Here is a 13,611-nt window from a genome sequence, read left to right as displayed (position 1 = left end):
CACGAAAATAGTAGATTATTTGCATGACGTTTGTCAGCCCTCAGGAGCTTTTCATGCAATCCGAATTCATCGGCCACACCTCCAATCGCGAGGGATCGGACATCGTTCCCGCCACCGGGCCTATCATCGACAAGGCCTATATCCGCAGACATGTGCAAGCCGCCGAAGCGGCCGGCATCGACCGGCTGCTGATCGGCCAGTTCGCGCAATGGCCCGATAACAACCAGATCGCCGCCTATGTCTTCAGTCAGACCGAGCGGATCGGCGCGCTTCTCGCCCACCGGCCCGGCCTGATGGCGCCCACGCTCGGGGCTCGGCAGCTTGCAACCCTCGACCATTTTTCCGAGGGGCGCGTCTGGGTGCACATCATTACGGGCGGGTCGGATGCCGATCAGGCGCGCGACGGCGATTTCGAAGACCACGACACCCGCTATGCCCGCACGGACGAATATCTGACGGTGCTGAAAAGGGTCTGGGAAAGCGATCAGCCTTTCGACTATGAAGGACGTTTCTACAAGGTCAGGGGCGCTTTCAGCCAGGTCAAACCGTTCCAGAAGCCGCGCATCCCGATTTCCTTCGGCGGTTCTTCCGATGCGGCAATCGCGGTCGCAGGCAAGCACGCCGATATCTACGCGCTCTGGGGCGAACCGCTCGACGGCACGCGTGAGACGATCGCCAAGGTGCGTGCCGCAGCCGTCGCCAACGGCCGTGCCGCCGGCGACATCCGTTTCACGCTCGCCTTCCGCACCGTCGTCGCCGAGACGGAAGACGCGGCCTGGGCCAAGGCTGCCGATATCCTTCACAAGGTGAAGTCGCAGGTCGCCCGGTCTGCCGGCGGCAATGGCGAAAAACTTCCCTCCAATGTCGGCTCGGTGCGTCTGCGCGAGGCGGCGCGGCGCGGCAAGGTACTCGACAAGCGGCTCTGGACGGAGGTCGCCGAAGCCAGCGGCGCCGGCGGCAATTCCACCGCCCTCGTCGGCACGGCCGAGCAGCTCGCCGACGCCATCCTCGACTATTACGACGCCGGCGTCTCCAATTTCCTCGTGCGCGGCTTCTACCCGACCGAAGACACCGTCACCTACGGGCGGGACGTGGTGCCGCTCGTCAAGGCCGGCATTGCCGAGCGCGAAGCAAGAAAGGTAGCCGCAGAATGACAGCGCCGCTCGATATCGTCGACATCCACACGCATCTCTGGCCGCCGAACTGGGGTCCGGGCGGCAAATATGCGAAGCCCGCAAGCGGTTTCGCTCCTGAGATCTACCGCAAGATCACCACACCCCAGGCGCTGGTGGACGAGTTTCAGTCCGCCGGGGTTTCGCTGGCGATCGTCACTGCCACGATCGAGAGCCTCTTCGGAGTGGAAGGTCCGGTCGATCCCGTCGCCGTCCGCGAGGCGAATGATTGGCTGGCTGGCCTTTCCCGCAATCACCCGACGCTTGCGGGCTTCGGCGTCGTTGACGCCTTCGGCGGAGAAGAAAGCGCCCGCGAAGCGGAACGGGCGATCGGCGAACTCGGATTAGCCGGTCTCGTCATCGACTCCTCACGCGACGGCAAGTTTCTCGCCGACCCCGCCGTGCGGCCGATGCTTGAAGTGGCGGCGCGCCACAAGGTGCCGGTCTTCGTCCACCCCGTCGCGCATCCGAACGCTGAGGTTCTAATTGCCGGCGCGGGCATGCTCGGCAACTCCCTCGGCCGCGGCCTGATGAACGGCGTGGCCTTCCTCTCGGTGATCCAATCGCCGCTGCTCAAAGAGCTGCCGGACCTGCATTTGATCTTTGCCACGCTCGGTCTCGGGGCAATCGTCCAAGCCGCCCGCGGCGGCATTTACGGCCGCACGGAGCGGGCGTCCGGCAAGCGCCCGAACATCTATTTTGATACGATGGGCCATGACCCGGCGATCGTCCGCACGCTTACAGGTTTCTTCGGAGCAGAGCGCGTTCTGGCCGGCACCGACTGGCCGATCCTTGCAGTGCTGGACCAGAAAGGCCTTGCGGCAAGTCTCGCGGAAGCTGGCCTGAACGAGGCCGAACAGCGGCTTGTTGCCGGTGGCAATGCGCGGCGCTTGCTCGAGTTGAGAGACACCAAGGCAGAAGCGGCGGAATAATCTGCTCGTCAACGACAAAACGGCCCCGCATCAAAATGCGGGGCCGTTGCATCAAAGGAAAGGTCCTAAGAGTTCGCTCTTAGGCGACCCGCTGCGGGCGGGAGAGCGGAACGACCGCGGCCGAAGCGGCGGCCGAGCGCGGTACACGACCTTCGATCGGATGGCCGGGATCGGTGAAGCCCGGCGTCGAGGGATGGCCGATCGCGACGAGCTTGTCGACGAAAGCCTCGTCCTCGGCGTCGAGCTTCACATCCAGCGCACGGAGATAGCCGTCCCACTGCTCCTCGGTGCGGGGGCCGGCGATGGCGGAGGTGATCAGCCGGTTGTTCAGCACCCAGGCGAGCGCGAAATCGGCGGGCGAAATACCCTTGGCCTGCGCATGGGTGGCGATTTGCTTGGCAATCGCGATCGACTCCTCGCGGAACTCGACGTCATGCATGCGCTTGTCACCGCGGCCGGCGCGGGTATCGGCCGCCGGCGCTTCGCCGATATTGTACTTGCCCGTCAGTACACCGCGCGCCAGCGGGCTGTAGGAGACGACGCCGAGCCCGAAGGCTGCCGCCGCTGGAAGCTGCTCGGCTTCGGCCGTGCGGTTGACGATATTGTAGAGCGGCTGGCTGGCGATCGGCCGGTCGATGCCGAGCTGGTCGGCGAGATGTGCCACTTCCGCGATGCGCCAGCCGCGGAAGTTGGAGACGCCGAAATAACGCAGCTTGCCGGCCCTGATCAGATCGGCGATCGCCCGCACCGGCTCTTCCAGCGGCGCGTCGAAGACGGCGCGGTGGAAATAGAGGATGTCGATATAGTCGGTCCCGAGATTGCGCAGGGAATTCTCGACGGTCTGATAAACCCACTTGCGGGAATAACCGCCGAGGTTCGGCCCGTTGTTGTGGGAATTGACGAATTTCGTCGCCACCACCCAGTGATCGCGGTTCGCCTTGATGCCGCGGCCCACGACCTCTTCCGACTTGCCGTCATGATAGACGTCGGCGGTGTCGATGAAGTTGATGCCATGTTCGCGCGCCTTGTCGATGATGCGGAAGGCAACGTCGTCGGGCGCCTGGTTGCCGAACATCATGGCTCCCAGCGTCAGCGGCGAAACCTTGAGGGCGCTGCGCCCTAGATAGCGATAGTCAACCATTTGAAACTCCGTGCTCGTTCAGTTGATGCGGTCCGCGAAATGACACGCGACCTGATGGCCGGGTGCAATGGCGCGGAATTCGGGTTCGTCGCTGCGGCAGAGGTCCGTCGCGAGCGGGCATCGGGTGTGAAACCGACAGCCCTGTGGAATATTGCTGGGGCTCGGCAGGTCGCCGCCGAGCGGCGCGGCCTGGCGCGGCCGCGAAGGATCGGGCACGGCCTCCATCAGAGCCCTGGTGTAGGGATGGCGCGGATCGGACCAGAGCGTGCCATTATCGGCGCTCTCGACGATCCGGCCGAGATACATGACCATGACCCGATCGGCGAAGTACCGCACCACCGAAAGATCATGGCTGATGAAAAGATAGGAAAGGCCAAATTCCTTCTTCATCTCTACCAGCAGATTGAGGATCTGTGCCTGGATGGAAAGGTCGAGCGCCGAGACGGGCTCGTCGCAGACGATCAGCTCCGGATTGAGGAGTAGAGCGCGGGCGATGCCGATGCGCTGCCGCTGGCCGCCGGAAAACTCGTGCGGATATCGGTTGACGGAATCGGAAGGCAGCCCGACCTTGGCGACGACATCAGCGACGATCTGCCGGCGTTCGGCGCGATTGCCGGCCTTGTGCACAACAAGCGGCGCTTCGAGGATCTCGCCGATCGTCTGGCGCGGATTGAGCGAGGCGAACGGGTCCTGGAAAATCATCTGGATCGACTTGCGCACGCCGCGCAACCGCTTTTGGTCGAGAACCGTGATATCCTCGCCCTTGAACTCGATCCGGCCCGCGGTCGGATCGACCAGCCGCAACACCGTCTTGCCGAGGGTCGATTTCCCACAGCCGCTCTCGCCGACGAGCCCGACCGTCTCGCCGCGCTCGACCACGAGATCGACGCCGTCGACCGCGCGCAGCAGGCCGTCACGACTCTTGTAATGCGTCTTGAGTTCAGAGACTGAAAGCAGCGGCATGAGGCACGGCCTTGATCGACGTGGTGAACGGGCAGGCAACGAGGCGGTCCGGCGCGGGAGCCGTCAGCGGCGGCAGCTGATGGCCGCAGCTTGCGCGCGCCTGGCTGCAGCGGGGCCGGAACGGACAGCCCGTTTCGCCGGCGGCCGAAACGATCGAGCCCGGGATTTCTGTCAGCGGGCCGTCTCGATAATGGAAATCGTTCTTCAGCCGCGGCGAGGCGGAAAGCAGGCCCCGTGTATACGGATGAAGCGGATCGTTGAAGAGCTCGTCCGGCAAGGCCTGCTCCACCTTGCGGCCGGCATACATGACGACGACCTTGTCGGCCCATTGCGCCACCACGCCGAGATCATGGGTGATGAGAACGACCGCCATCTGCAATTCCCGCCGCAACGTGTCGAGCAGATCGAGCACCTGCGCCTGAATGGTGACGTCGAGGGCTGTTGTCGGCTCGTCGGCAATCAGGAGCTTCGGTTTGCAGGCAACCGCCATGGCGATCATCACGCGCTGGCGCATACCGCCGGAGAGCTGATGCGGATAATCGTCCACGCGCTTTTCCGGCGCGGGGATGCGCACGAGCTGCAGAAGTTCGATCGCCCGCTGGCGCGCCACCTTGCCCGACAGCTTTTCATGCACCTTCAGCACCTCGGCGATCTGGCGGCCGACGGTCATCACCGGATTGAGCGACGTCATCGGCTCCTGGAAGATCATGCCAATCTCGCTGCCGCGCAGGTTGCGCATCGCGCGCGCGTCGAGACGCAGAAAGTCCCGGCCGCCGAAGGCGATGCGCCCGCTGGTCACCCTGGCGGCGCGGGGCAGAAGCTGCATCAGCGCCAGCGCGGTCAGTGATTTTCCGGAACCGGATTCCCCGACGATCGCCAGCGTCTCGCCCTGCCCGACTTCGAAGGAGAGGTTGCGGACGGGCTCGGCGCGCGGAAAGCGGATCGTGAGATTGTCGACGTGAAGCAGCGCAGCCATGTCTAGTGTTCCTGGGAAAAGAGCGGGTTCAGGGCGTCGTTGAGCCCGTCGCCGATCAGGTTGAGCGCCAGCACCGTGAAGACGATCGCAAGCCCCGGCAGCGCGGTCAGATACCAGGCGGTGCGCACAAGTTCGCGGCCCGTCCCGATCATCGAACCCCAGCTCACCACATTGGGATCGCCGAGGCCCATGAAGGATAGAGCCGATTCCATCAGGATCGCAGTCGCCACCATGACCGACGAGGTGACGATGATCGGCGGCAGCGCATTCGGGAGGATTTCGCGAAAGATGATGCGCGCGTGGCCAAAGCCGAGACTGCGCGCCGCCATGACGAAATCCTTTTCGCGGATGGCGCGGAATTCGGCCCGCGTCAGCCGCGCCACGGTCGGCCAGGAAATGACGGCGATTGCCAGCGTCACCGTCGTGGCCGAGGGCTGGGCGATCGCCACGAGCACGACCAGCAGCACGAAACTCGGCAGGGTTTGGAAGATTTCGATGAGCCGGACGAGCACATCGTCGATCCAGCCGCCGAAATAACCGGCGATCGATCCGACCACGACGCCGAACGTCAGGCCCAGGGCCGTCGCGGTGAGGCCGACGAAAAGCGAGATGCGCGAGCCGTGCAGGATGCCGGCAAGCACGTCACGGCCGAGCGAGTCCGTGCCGAGCGGAAAAGCCGGGTTCTGGCCCGGCCAGAGGAAGGGGCGCCCGACCATGGAAAGCGGGTCGTCCGGATACAGTATCGGCGCAAGGAAAGCGACGATGATCACCAGAGCCAGGAAACCCGTGCCAAGCAGCGCATTGGGGTTGGAGAGAAAGACTTTTAGCGCCCGGCGGCCATTGGTCACGGCGACGGCCGCACTTTGCTTCGACCGGGCATCCGGCGCCTTCATGTTCGACCAGGCCGCTCCATCTGTCGGGACAGGAGAAGTCGATAGTTCGGCTTCGACGGAAGCGGTGCGGCGCTCGCGTGCAATGCCGCGGACCGCTGCGATATCGGTGGTGGACATCAGCGGGCTCCAATACGGGGGTCGAGCCATGCGTGGACAAGATCCACGACGGCGTTGGCGATGATGACGAGAAGCGAGGAGAGCAGGAGAATGCCGAGCAGCACGGTGAAGTCGCGGCCCATCACGGCCTCGAAGGCGAGCCGACCAAGGCCCGGCCAGCTATAGACCGTCTCCACCACGACGGCGCCGCCAAGCATGCCGCCGATATGCATGCCGGCCATGGTGGTAATTGGAATGAGCGCGTTGCGCAGGATATGGCGCGCCGTCACGCTGAAGGGGGTGAGACCCTTGGCATAGGCCGTTCGCACGAAATCCTGGTTCTTGACCTCGAGCATGGAGGCCCGTGTCAGCCGCGCGTAGATAGCGACATAAAAGAGGGCAAGCGACGTCGCTGGCAGCACCATGTAACGCGCCTTGTCGACCAGGGCGGCCCAGCCTGTGAGCCTCGAACCGATCGTGCCCGCGCCGCCGCTCGGCAGCCAGCCGAGCGTTACGGAGAAGAGCACGATCAGCATCAGGCCGATCCAGAAACTCGGTATCGAATAGAAGAGCAACGAGAAGACAGACAGCAGCCGGTCGGGGATTCGGCCGGCAAATGTCGCCATCAGCGAGCCGAGAGCGACGCCGAGCAGGATAGCGATCACAAGCGCAACCGCCATCAGGGTCAACGTACCCGGCAGGCGCTGGGCGATCAGATCGGCCACCGGCATGCCGTAACGCGGCGAAAAGCCAAGGCTGAAATGAACAAGATTGTTCAGGTAATGCCCCAGTTGCACGAGCACGGGATTATCGAGGCCGAACCGCGTCCGCAGCGCGGCCATGGTTTCTTCGGTCGCCGATCCCGCCTCGCCGGCCATCACGTCCGCAGCATCGCCGGGCGCAAGCTGCAGCAGGAAGAAGTTCAGGATGACGATTCCGAGCATCGTCGGAATGGCTTGCAGCAACGTGCGCCGCAGCGTTCGTCCAATTCTTACCAATGCCGGCATGGATGTCGTCTCTTCGTTTGTGACGGCCGCCGGATACGAACCGGAACCGACCCGGTTATGCTTTTCAGCGGCACTTCATGATTTATAGTTGACTAAATCCATAGGCTTTGTCAAATCTGATTTAGGTAAATACGACCCGATAATCAGCCAAAACAGAAATCAGGTTTCGTCACAAAGCTGAATCCGGACGCGTAAAACAATAAACTTCCAATATTTGTCGCTAATGGGCAAGAACGAACTCCGCTTCGACAATCGCTTGGAAAAGACTTCCAGAAGACAGACGAGGAGTAGGTGATGACGCTCAAGAATACGATTTCGGAAATCTGGTATACGCGTTGTCCCGTGCCGACCCCTGTCGGTTTGGCGACGCAGCTCGGCCTGCTCGACGAGGCCTTCGCTCGGGAAGGCATAACGCTCAATTCGATCATCGACAGCAAAGACCGAACCATAAGGTCGAGCCATTTCAATCATCACCTCAGCTATTCCTTCCGCCATGGCGGCAATGTTCCGCCGATCCGCGCGCGGTCGGAAGGCAACCCCACCCGCCTCGTCGGCATCACCTGGACCGACGAATTCCAGGCGATCGTCACCCTGCCGGACGGCGGCATCCGAACGACGCGGGATCTCGTCGGCCGCCGATTCGGCGTCGCCCGCCGCCCGCCCGGCATTGTCGATTTCATGGCCGCGACGGCGCTGAAGGGCCTCGTCTCGGCTCTCTCGCTCGAAGGGCTGTCGCATGAGGATGTCGAGATCGTCGACATTCCGCTTGCCGATTCGGTCCTCGATAACCGCGAGGGCCCGCATCTCTACGGCTTGCGCAACCGCCAGGCCTATGGGCCGGAAATGGCGGCGCTGCTGCGCGGCGAAGTCGATGCCATCTATGTCAAGGGCACGGCGGGCATCGCCATCGCCAATCTCTTCGCAGTCCATACCGTCACCGAATTCGGTTTCCACCCCGACCCCAGGATCCGCATCAACTCCGGTTCGCCGCGCATCCTGACCGTCGACGAAAAACTGGCGGAAGACCGGCCGGATCTCGTCGCCAAGCTGATCGGCACCCTGCAGCAGGCGAGTGCCTGGGCGGAGAACCACCCGGATGAGGTCCGCCGCTTCGTCGCCCGCGAGGTGGGAGCATCGGAAGAGGTGGTCGCCGCCGCCAACGGTCCGGAACTCCATAAACATCTGGGTATCGGGCTCGAACCGGAACTGGTCGACGCGATCGGCCACTACAAGGATTTCCTGCACGACTGGGGTTTTCTGGCGGCAAACTTCGATATCGAGGCCTGGGTCGATCGCCGTCCCTGGTCGGCCCTCGAAACTCGTGCCGTCGCCTGATCGGAGGACCGATGACTCACGCCACCGATTTTGCACCCGTCATTTCCAAGGCCGTGGAACTGGGAAAGCGTTTCGCACTGACGGCGCGGCACTATGACGAGAGCGGCGAATTCCCCTTCGCCAATTTCGACGCCCTCTACGAGGCCGGTCTGCTCGGTCTCGTGACGTCGGTCGAACATGGCGGCCTCGGCGGCGGCCTGAGCGAAGCGTTGGCGGTCATCTCCGCAATCGCCCGTGGCGAACCTTCGACGGCGCTGGTGCTCTCGATGCATTATAACCAGCATTATTCCCTGCGCGCCTCCGGCAGATGTCCGGACCATCTCATCGAGCGCATCACTCGGGCCAACCGGGAAGGCGTGGCGCTGCTCAACGCCGCGCAGGTCGAACCACGCGTCGGCTCGCCATCGCACGGCACCTTGCCGGAGACCGTCGCCCGCAAGGTCGGGGAGACATGGCGGATCACCGGCCACAAGACCTATGCGACCGGCATACCGCTGCTGCGCTGGGTTTCGGTGCTCGCTGTAACCGACGAGCCGGAGCCGCGTCTCGGCTCTTTCCTGGTTCCGACCGCCGCTGCCGGAATCCGGGTCGAAAAAACCTGGAACGCCACCGGCATGCGCGCCACTAATAGCGACGACCTGATCCTCGACGACGTCGCCATTCCGCTCGAGGACGTCCTGGATATAGCACCGGCGCACGAAGGGCTGAAGCGCGACGAACGCTTGGGCGCCTGGTATTTCAGCCTCGTTCCGGCGATCTATGACGGCGCCGCGCGCGGGGCGCGCGATTGGCTCGTCGAATTCACCACGACACGGGCGCCGGCAAGCCTCGGCGCACCGCTTTCCACCGTACCGCGCATCCAGGACGGCCTGGGCCAGATCGAAGTCTGGCTCACCGCCAATCGCCGGCTGCTCAGATCGATCGCCGAAGATTTCGACGCCGGACGCCCATTCGGCCCCGATGCGGCGGCGGTCAAGCATATCGTCATGGAAAACGCCATTGCCGTCACGACGCTCGCGTTGGAGCTCGGCGGCAATCCCGGCATCAGCCGCGACAATCCTCTCGAGCGCCATCACCGCGACGCGCTTTCCGGCAAGGCGCACGCGCCGCAGAACAATCTTGTCCGCACCATGCTCGCCAAGGCGGCATTCGGCCGACACGCGGCGACACCCGCCGCGCCGCTCGAACCGGTTCCTGTGCGCACGCATCATCAACCCCACCTCGCCGTTGTCGGCCGCAGCTAGGAGACCCGCGATGTCCTCCCTCGATTCCGTCTGGTACACGCGCTGCCCGGCGCCGACGCCGCTGTCGATCGCCCACCAGCTCGGTTGGATCGACCGACAGTTCCAAGCCTACGGGGTTGCGGTCCGCTCCATTCGCGACAGCAAGGATCCGGCTGTGCGCCAGAGCCATTTCACCCATGCTCTCGATTATTCCTTCCGCCAGGGCGGCAATATTCCGCCGATCTGGGCGCGCTCCGGCGGCCGGGAAACCCGCGTGGTGGGCATCACAACCACGGACGAATTCCAGGCGATCATTGCCCTTCCCTCTTCCGGCATCGGCAAGGGTTCTGATCTGAAGGGCCGCCGGATCGGCGTGCCGCGTAAGCCGCATGAGAAAATCGTCGACTTCCAGCGCGCCACCGCGCTGAAGGGCATCGTCTCGGCCCTTTCTCTCGAAGGATTGAGCCATGACGACGTCGAGCTCGTCTATCTCGACAGCACCGAGGCCAGCCTGATCGAGCGGGGCAACGCCGCCTTTCTCGGCCTGAAGCGGCGCTATCCCTATGGCGACGAGCTTCTGGCGCTGGCACGCGGGCAGATCGATGCCTTTTTCGTCAAGGGCGGCGAAGGCATCGTGCTCGCCAACCAGATCGGTGCGGTCGTCGTCTCGGAATTCGGCTTTCATCCGGACCCGAAGATTCGCATCAACAACGGCACGCCGCGGCCGCTGACGGTGGACGCACGCTTCCTCGACGACTATTTCGAGCTCGTCACCGAGCTCGTCGCAACGGTCGGACGCGTCGCGGACTGGGCCCGAGCCCATCCCGACGACGCGGTGCGGCTGATCGCCAACGAGATCGGCGTCGGCGAGGACGCGATCTGGGCGGCGAACGGCCCGGATGTGCATAAGCACCTCGAACTCACCCTCGAAGAAGACCAGGTCGAGGCCTTCGATCATTTCAAGGACTTCCTCTTGGAATGGGGGTTCATCCCGAGCGAGTTCGACGTTTTCTCCTGGATCGAGCGAGGACCGCTTGACGCCGCCGCCCGGAAGGCCGCCGCATGAGTCGATCTCCGACCCTCGTCACCGGCGCCACCGGCAGGCTGGGGCGACTTGTCGTCGAGCGGCTGGTCGCGCTTCGCCAACCAGTCCGCGTCTTCACGCGCCGGCCGGACGCGGCGCGCAAGCTCTTCGGCCCGGAGATCGAGATCGCCGCCGGGGATTATGCCGATCGCGTCTCCGTCGCAGCGGCGGTGCGCGGTGCCGTCAGTCTTCTGCTGCTGTCGCCGATCAGCCGGACGCTCGCTTCCGACCAGATCGCGGTTGCCGATGCGGCAGCGGCAGCGGGTATCGGCCGTATCGTCAAGATCTCGGGCTCGGACTGGACGATCGAACCGTCAGGCAATTCCATCTCGGGCGACGCCCATGCGGGCGTCGAGCGCCACCTTCAAACGCTTGCCGTCGAGCATGTGTCGCTGCGCCCCAATGCGTGGATGCAGGTATCGCTCGCCAATGCAATAGGACAGGTCCTCGCCGGAAATCCGCTCTTTGCGGCCAATCCGGACGCCGGCATTGGTTATATCGATGCGCGCGACATTGCCGATGTCGCGACCGATCAGTTGCTTGCCGATAAGGTCGCCGGAGAAACGCTGAAGCTCACAGGCCCGTCGGCGGTGACAGCCCGCACGATTGCAGCCCTGCTTGCTGTTGCATTGAAGCGGCCGGTCGCGTTGAGAGAGAGGCCTTTGGTCGCCGCCCCCTTGGACGCCGACATCGAACATCGCGCCGTCGCGCAATTTGCGGCGTTGATTGCCGCCGGCCGCGCCGCAACGACAACCGATGTCGTCGCGACCATTCTCGGGCGGCCCGCGCGCAGCGTCGAAGCCTTCATCTCCGAATTTCTTGTCGCCGAGGCGGCACTCGCCGGGTAAGTCCATGAGCATTCCCTTCGTCGACATCGCCATCATCGGCGCAGGCCCGGGCGGCCTGGCGCTCGCCCAGGGGCTGAAGAAGAACGGCATCGATGCCGTCGTCTTCGAACGCGACCCGGTGCGCGCCGATTACGTCCAAGGCTTCCGCATGCGCATCCGCCAGCGCGGCATCGCCGCGCTCGAAGCCAATCTGCCGCCGCATCTCTTCCAGGCCTTCCTCGATACGCTCGGCATCGCTCCGACGGAAAACCTCATCCTCGACGAGCGATTCAACCGGCTGGAGAATGCCGGCTGGGGAAGCGGCGAGCCGGAAGACACGCATATCGAGAAATCCGTGAGCCGCATTACGCTGAGGCAGATCCTGCTCTCCGGGCTGGAGGGGATCTTTCAGACCGGCAAGCATTTTCAGCGCTACGAAATCCTCCCGGACGATACGGTTCTTGCCCATTTCGCCGATGGTTCGGCTATCCGCGCCAACCTGCTGGTCGGCGCCGACGGCGCCGGATCAGCGGTCCGCCGCCAGCTTCTGCCGGAACTGAAAAGCGTCGACACCGGTGTGCGCCGGCTGGCGGGCAAGATAACGCTCGGCGATGCGGCACGGCACGGCATCTCTCCGCTACTGACCGACTTCAACATCAATATCCGTTCCACCACCGGCCGCAGCCTGATGATCACCAGCCACCGGGTCGATCCGGCAGCCTACGCCCGGCATGGCCTGATCGGCGCGGAGGACCTGACGCACCGCGACATCCCCGGTTTTCATTTCAACAACACGACGAGCTACACCTGGTGGAACACTGCCTACGACACGGATGAGCTGGGGCCGGACGACGTCCTGGAAACGCTCGACGGAGCCGCGTTGCTTCGGGCGCTGCTCGCCCGGATCGGTGATTGGGACGAGCGCATCCTGAAACTTGTCCGTCATACCGATCCCTCGACGGTCGCCTTGCTGAAGGTCCGGACCTCGACGCCGGGAGCAGTCTGGCAGAGCGGCCCGGTGACGCTGCTCGGCGACGCCATTCATGCCATGACCTATTTTCGCGCGCTCGGCGGCAATACGGCGCTCTACGATACCGGGCTTCTCGTTCCCCAGATCGTTGCTGCGCGTCGCCACGGCAAGCCGCTGCTCGCCGCCGTCCACGATTATGAGAACGCCATGCGCGAACACGGCTATGAAGCCGTGCGCTCCTCGCTTTCGGCCATGCAGCGCAATGTCGGCGCCGGCCGGCCGCTGAAAGCCCTCATTGCTTCGCAATAACCCTTGAAAGACACGATCATGTCCATTGTCCTCTTCGGAGCCTCCGGAAATATCGGCAGCAATATTTTACAGGAAGCGCTGTTGCGCGACCATCGCGTCACCGCCGTCACCCACTCCTCCGATCTGGCGCCCGCGGCGGGCGTAACGGCGCTCAAGGCCGATATCGCCAACGAGGACGATGTGACCAGGATCGTCTCCGGGCATGATGCGGTGATCAGCGCCTATAGCCCCGGTCTGCGCCGTCACTCGGCGGAAGAGGCGGCCGAGCTGATCCGCAAGGCGCACGACGCCCTGTTTGCCGGCGTCAAAAGGTCGGGGGTTCGGCGCATCATCATCGTCGGCGGCGTGGGCAGCCTGGAAGCGAGCCCAGGTGTGGATGTCGTCGACAGCGATTTCTATCCTGCCGAACACAAGGCCCATACGCTGCGCAATCGCGAGATCCTGCGCAGCCTGAAACGCGGCGAGCACGATCTCGACTGGACTTACGCCTCGCCGCCGCTCGCCATCAAGGCCGGCGAGCGCACCGGAAAATTCCGGCTCGGCGAAGACAGGCTGCTGCGCGACGAGGCCGGTGAAAGCCGCATCACCGAGGCCGATTTCGCCATCGCCATCCTCGATGAACTCGAAAGGGCGCAGTTTATCCGTCGCCGTTTCACCGCGGCTTATTGAAGGCCGCAACTTCC

13 protein-coding genes are annotated in these 13,611 nt (G+C 64.0%); 8 read left to right on the top strand and 5 right to left on the bottom strand.

Annotation, left to right across the window (positions count from 1 at the left end; translation table 11 throughout):
* Positions 1-53: 53 nt before the first annotated feature.
* Positions 54-1,154, top strand: coding sequence for an LLM class flavin-dependent oxidoreductase (locus AAE029_RS21110; RefSeq protein WP_371074857.1), 1,101 nt, complete (start codon positions 54-56; stop codon positions 1,152-1,154).
* Positions 1,151-2,104: an amidohydrolase family protein gene (locus AAE029_RS21105; protein ID WP_371074856.1), complete on the top strand. Its 954-nt coding sequence runs from the start codon at positions 1,151-1,153 to the stop codon at positions 2,102-2,104. Before AAE029_RS21110 ends, AAE029_RS21105 begins: the two co-directional genes overlap by 4 nt.
* A 79-nt stretch (positions 2,105-2,183) precedes the next feature.
* Here the strand turns inward: AAE029_RS21105 and AAE029_RS21100 are convergent, their stop codons facing one another.
* From AAE029_RS21100 to AAE029_RS21080, 5 genes are read right to left on the bottom strand one after another with little or no spacing between them, the layout of a single operon-like run.
* Complete coding sequence (locus AAE029_RS21100) at positions 2,184-3,245, bottom strand: aldo/keto reductase (RefSeq protein ID WP_371074855.1); 1,062 nt, start codon at positions 3,243-3,245, stop codon at positions 2,184-2,186.
* 18 nt (positions 3,246-3,263) lie between these two features.
* A complete protein-coding gene (locus AAE029_RS21095) occupies positions 3,264-4,208 on the bottom strand; it encodes an ABC transporter ATP-binding protein (protein WP_371074854.1) in 945 nt (314 codons plus the stop codon).
* The gene (locus AAE029_RS21090) at positions 4,186-5,184 is read right to left on the bottom strand and encodes an ABC transporter ATP-binding protein (RefSeq protein ID WP_371074853.1); all 999 of its coding nucleotides are present in this window, start codon (positions 5,182-5,184) and stop codon (positions 4,186-4,188) included. The genes AAE029_RS21095 and AAE029_RS21090 overlap by 23 nt, the downstream gene beginning before the upstream one ends.
* A 2-nt stretch (positions 5,185-5,186) precedes the next feature.
* A complete protein-coding gene (locus AAE029_RS21085; RefSeq protein ID WP_371074852.1) occupies positions 5,187-6,194 on the bottom strand; it encodes an ABC transporter permease in 1,008 nt (335 codons plus the stop codon).
* Positions 6,194-7,180, bottom strand: coding sequence for an ABC transporter permease (locus AAE029_RS21080; RefSeq protein ID WP_371074851.1), 987 nt, complete (start codon positions 7,178-7,180; stop codon positions 6,194-6,196). Before AAE029_RS21080 ends, AAE029_RS21085 begins: the two co-directional genes overlap by 1 nt.
* A gap of 294 nt (positions 7,181-7,474) precedes the next feature.
* Between AAE029_RS21080 and AAE029_RS21075 the strand changes: the two genes are divergently transcribed.
* The 6 genes from AAE029_RS21075 to AAE029_RS21050 are packed head-to-tail and all read left to right on the top strand — an operon-like array spanning position 7,475 to position 13,597.
* Positions 7,475-8,515 (top strand): ABC transporter substrate-binding protein, encoded by a 1,041-nt coding sequence (locus AAE029_RS21075; protein WP_371074850.1) that lies wholly within the window; start codon positions 7,475-7,477, stop codon positions 8,513-8,515.
* 11 nt (positions 8,516-8,526) lie between these two features.
* Positions 8,527-9,759, top strand: a complete 1,233-nt coding sequence (locus AAE029_RS21070) for an acyl-CoA dehydrogenase family protein (protein ID WP_371074849.1) — start codon at positions 8,527-8,529, stop codon at positions 9,757-9,759.
* Between the two features lie 10 nt (positions 9,760-9,769).
* Positions 9,770-10,804, top strand: a complete 1,035-nt coding sequence (locus AAE029_RS21065; RefSeq protein WP_371074848.1) for an ABC transporter substrate-binding protein — start codon at positions 9,770-9,772, stop codon at positions 10,802-10,804.
* Positions 10,801-11,670: an NAD(P)H-binding protein gene (locus AAE029_RS21060; protein WP_371074847.1), complete on the top strand. Its 870-nt coding sequence runs from the start codon at positions 10,801-10,803 to the stop codon at positions 11,668-11,670. Before AAE029_RS21065 ends, AAE029_RS21060 begins: the two co-directional genes overlap by 4 nt.
* Before the next feature lie 4 nt (positions 11,671-11,674).
* Positions 11,675-12,928, top strand: a complete 1,254-nt coding sequence (locus AAE029_RS21055) for an FAD-dependent oxidoreductase (RefSeq protein ID WP_371074846.1) — start codon at positions 11,675-11,677, stop codon at positions 12,926-12,928.
* Positions 12,929-12,946: 18 nt separating this feature from the next.
* Positions 12,947-13,597, top strand: a complete 651-nt coding sequence (locus AAE029_RS21050; protein WP_371074845.1) for an NAD(P)-dependent oxidoreductase — start codon at positions 12,947-12,949, stop codon at positions 13,595-13,597.
* The last annotated feature ends 14 nt before the right edge of the window (positions 13,598-13,611 follow it).

The organism is Sinorhizobium sp. CB7 (genome assembly GCF_041357635.1).
Taxonomy (GTDB): domain Bacteria; phylum Pseudomonadota; class Alphaproteobacteria; order Rhizobiales; family Rhizobiaceae; genus Rhizobium.
The sequence above is the reverse complement of the archived record's forward strand: the minus strand, read 5'-3'. Positions and strand labels throughout refer to the sequence as shown.

Coding starts and splice junctions, on each gene's coding strand:
- AAE029_RS21110 (WP_371074857.1), top strand. CDS start 54: ATGCAATCCGAATTCATCGGCCACACCTCCAATCGCGAGGGATCGGAC.
- AAE029_RS21105 (WP_371074856.1), top strand. CDS start 1,151: ATGACAGCGCCGCTCGATATCGTCGACATCCACACGCATCTCTGGCCG.
- AAE029_RS21100 (WP_371074855.1), bottom strand. CDS start 3,245: ATGGTTGACTATCGCTATCTAGGGCGCAGCGCCCTCAAGGTTTCGCCG.
- AAE029_RS21095 (WP_371074854.1), bottom strand. CDS start 4,208: ATGCCGCTGCTTTCAGTCTCTGAACTCAAGACGCATTACAAGAGTCGT.
- AAE029_RS21090 (WP_371074853.1), bottom strand. CDS start 5,184: ATGGCTGCGCTGCTTCACGTCGACAATCTCACGATCCGCTTTCCGCGC.
- AAE029_RS21085 (WP_371074852.1), bottom strand. CDS start 6,194: ATGTCCACCACCGATATCGCAGCGGTCCGCGGCATTGCACGCGAGCGC.
- AAE029_RS21080 (WP_371074851.1), bottom strand. CDS start 7,180: ATGCCGGCATTGGTAAGAATTGGACGAACGCTGCGGCGCACGTTGCTG.
- AAE029_RS21075 (WP_371074850.1), top strand. CDS start 7,475: ATGACGCTCAAGAATACGATTTCGGAAATCTGGTATACGCGTTGTCCC.
- AAE029_RS21070 (WP_371074849.1), top strand. CDS start 8,527: ATGACTCACGCCACCGATTTTGCACCCGTCATTTCCAAGGCCGTGGAA.
- AAE029_RS21065 (WP_371074848.1), top strand. CDS start 9,770: ATGTCCTCCCTCGATTCCGTCTGGTACACGCGCTGCCCGGCGCCGACG.
- AAE029_RS21060 (WP_371074847.1), top strand. CDS start 10,801: ATGAGTCGATCTCCGACCCTCGTCACCGGCGCCACCGGCAGGCTGGGG.
- AAE029_RS21055 (WP_371074846.1), top strand. CDS start 11,675: ATGAGCATTCCCTTCGTCGACATCGCCATCATCGGCGCAGGCCCGGGC.
- AAE029_RS21050 (WP_371074845.1), top strand. CDS start 12,947: ATGTCCATTGTCCTCTTCGGAGCCTCCGGAAATATCGGCAGCAATATT.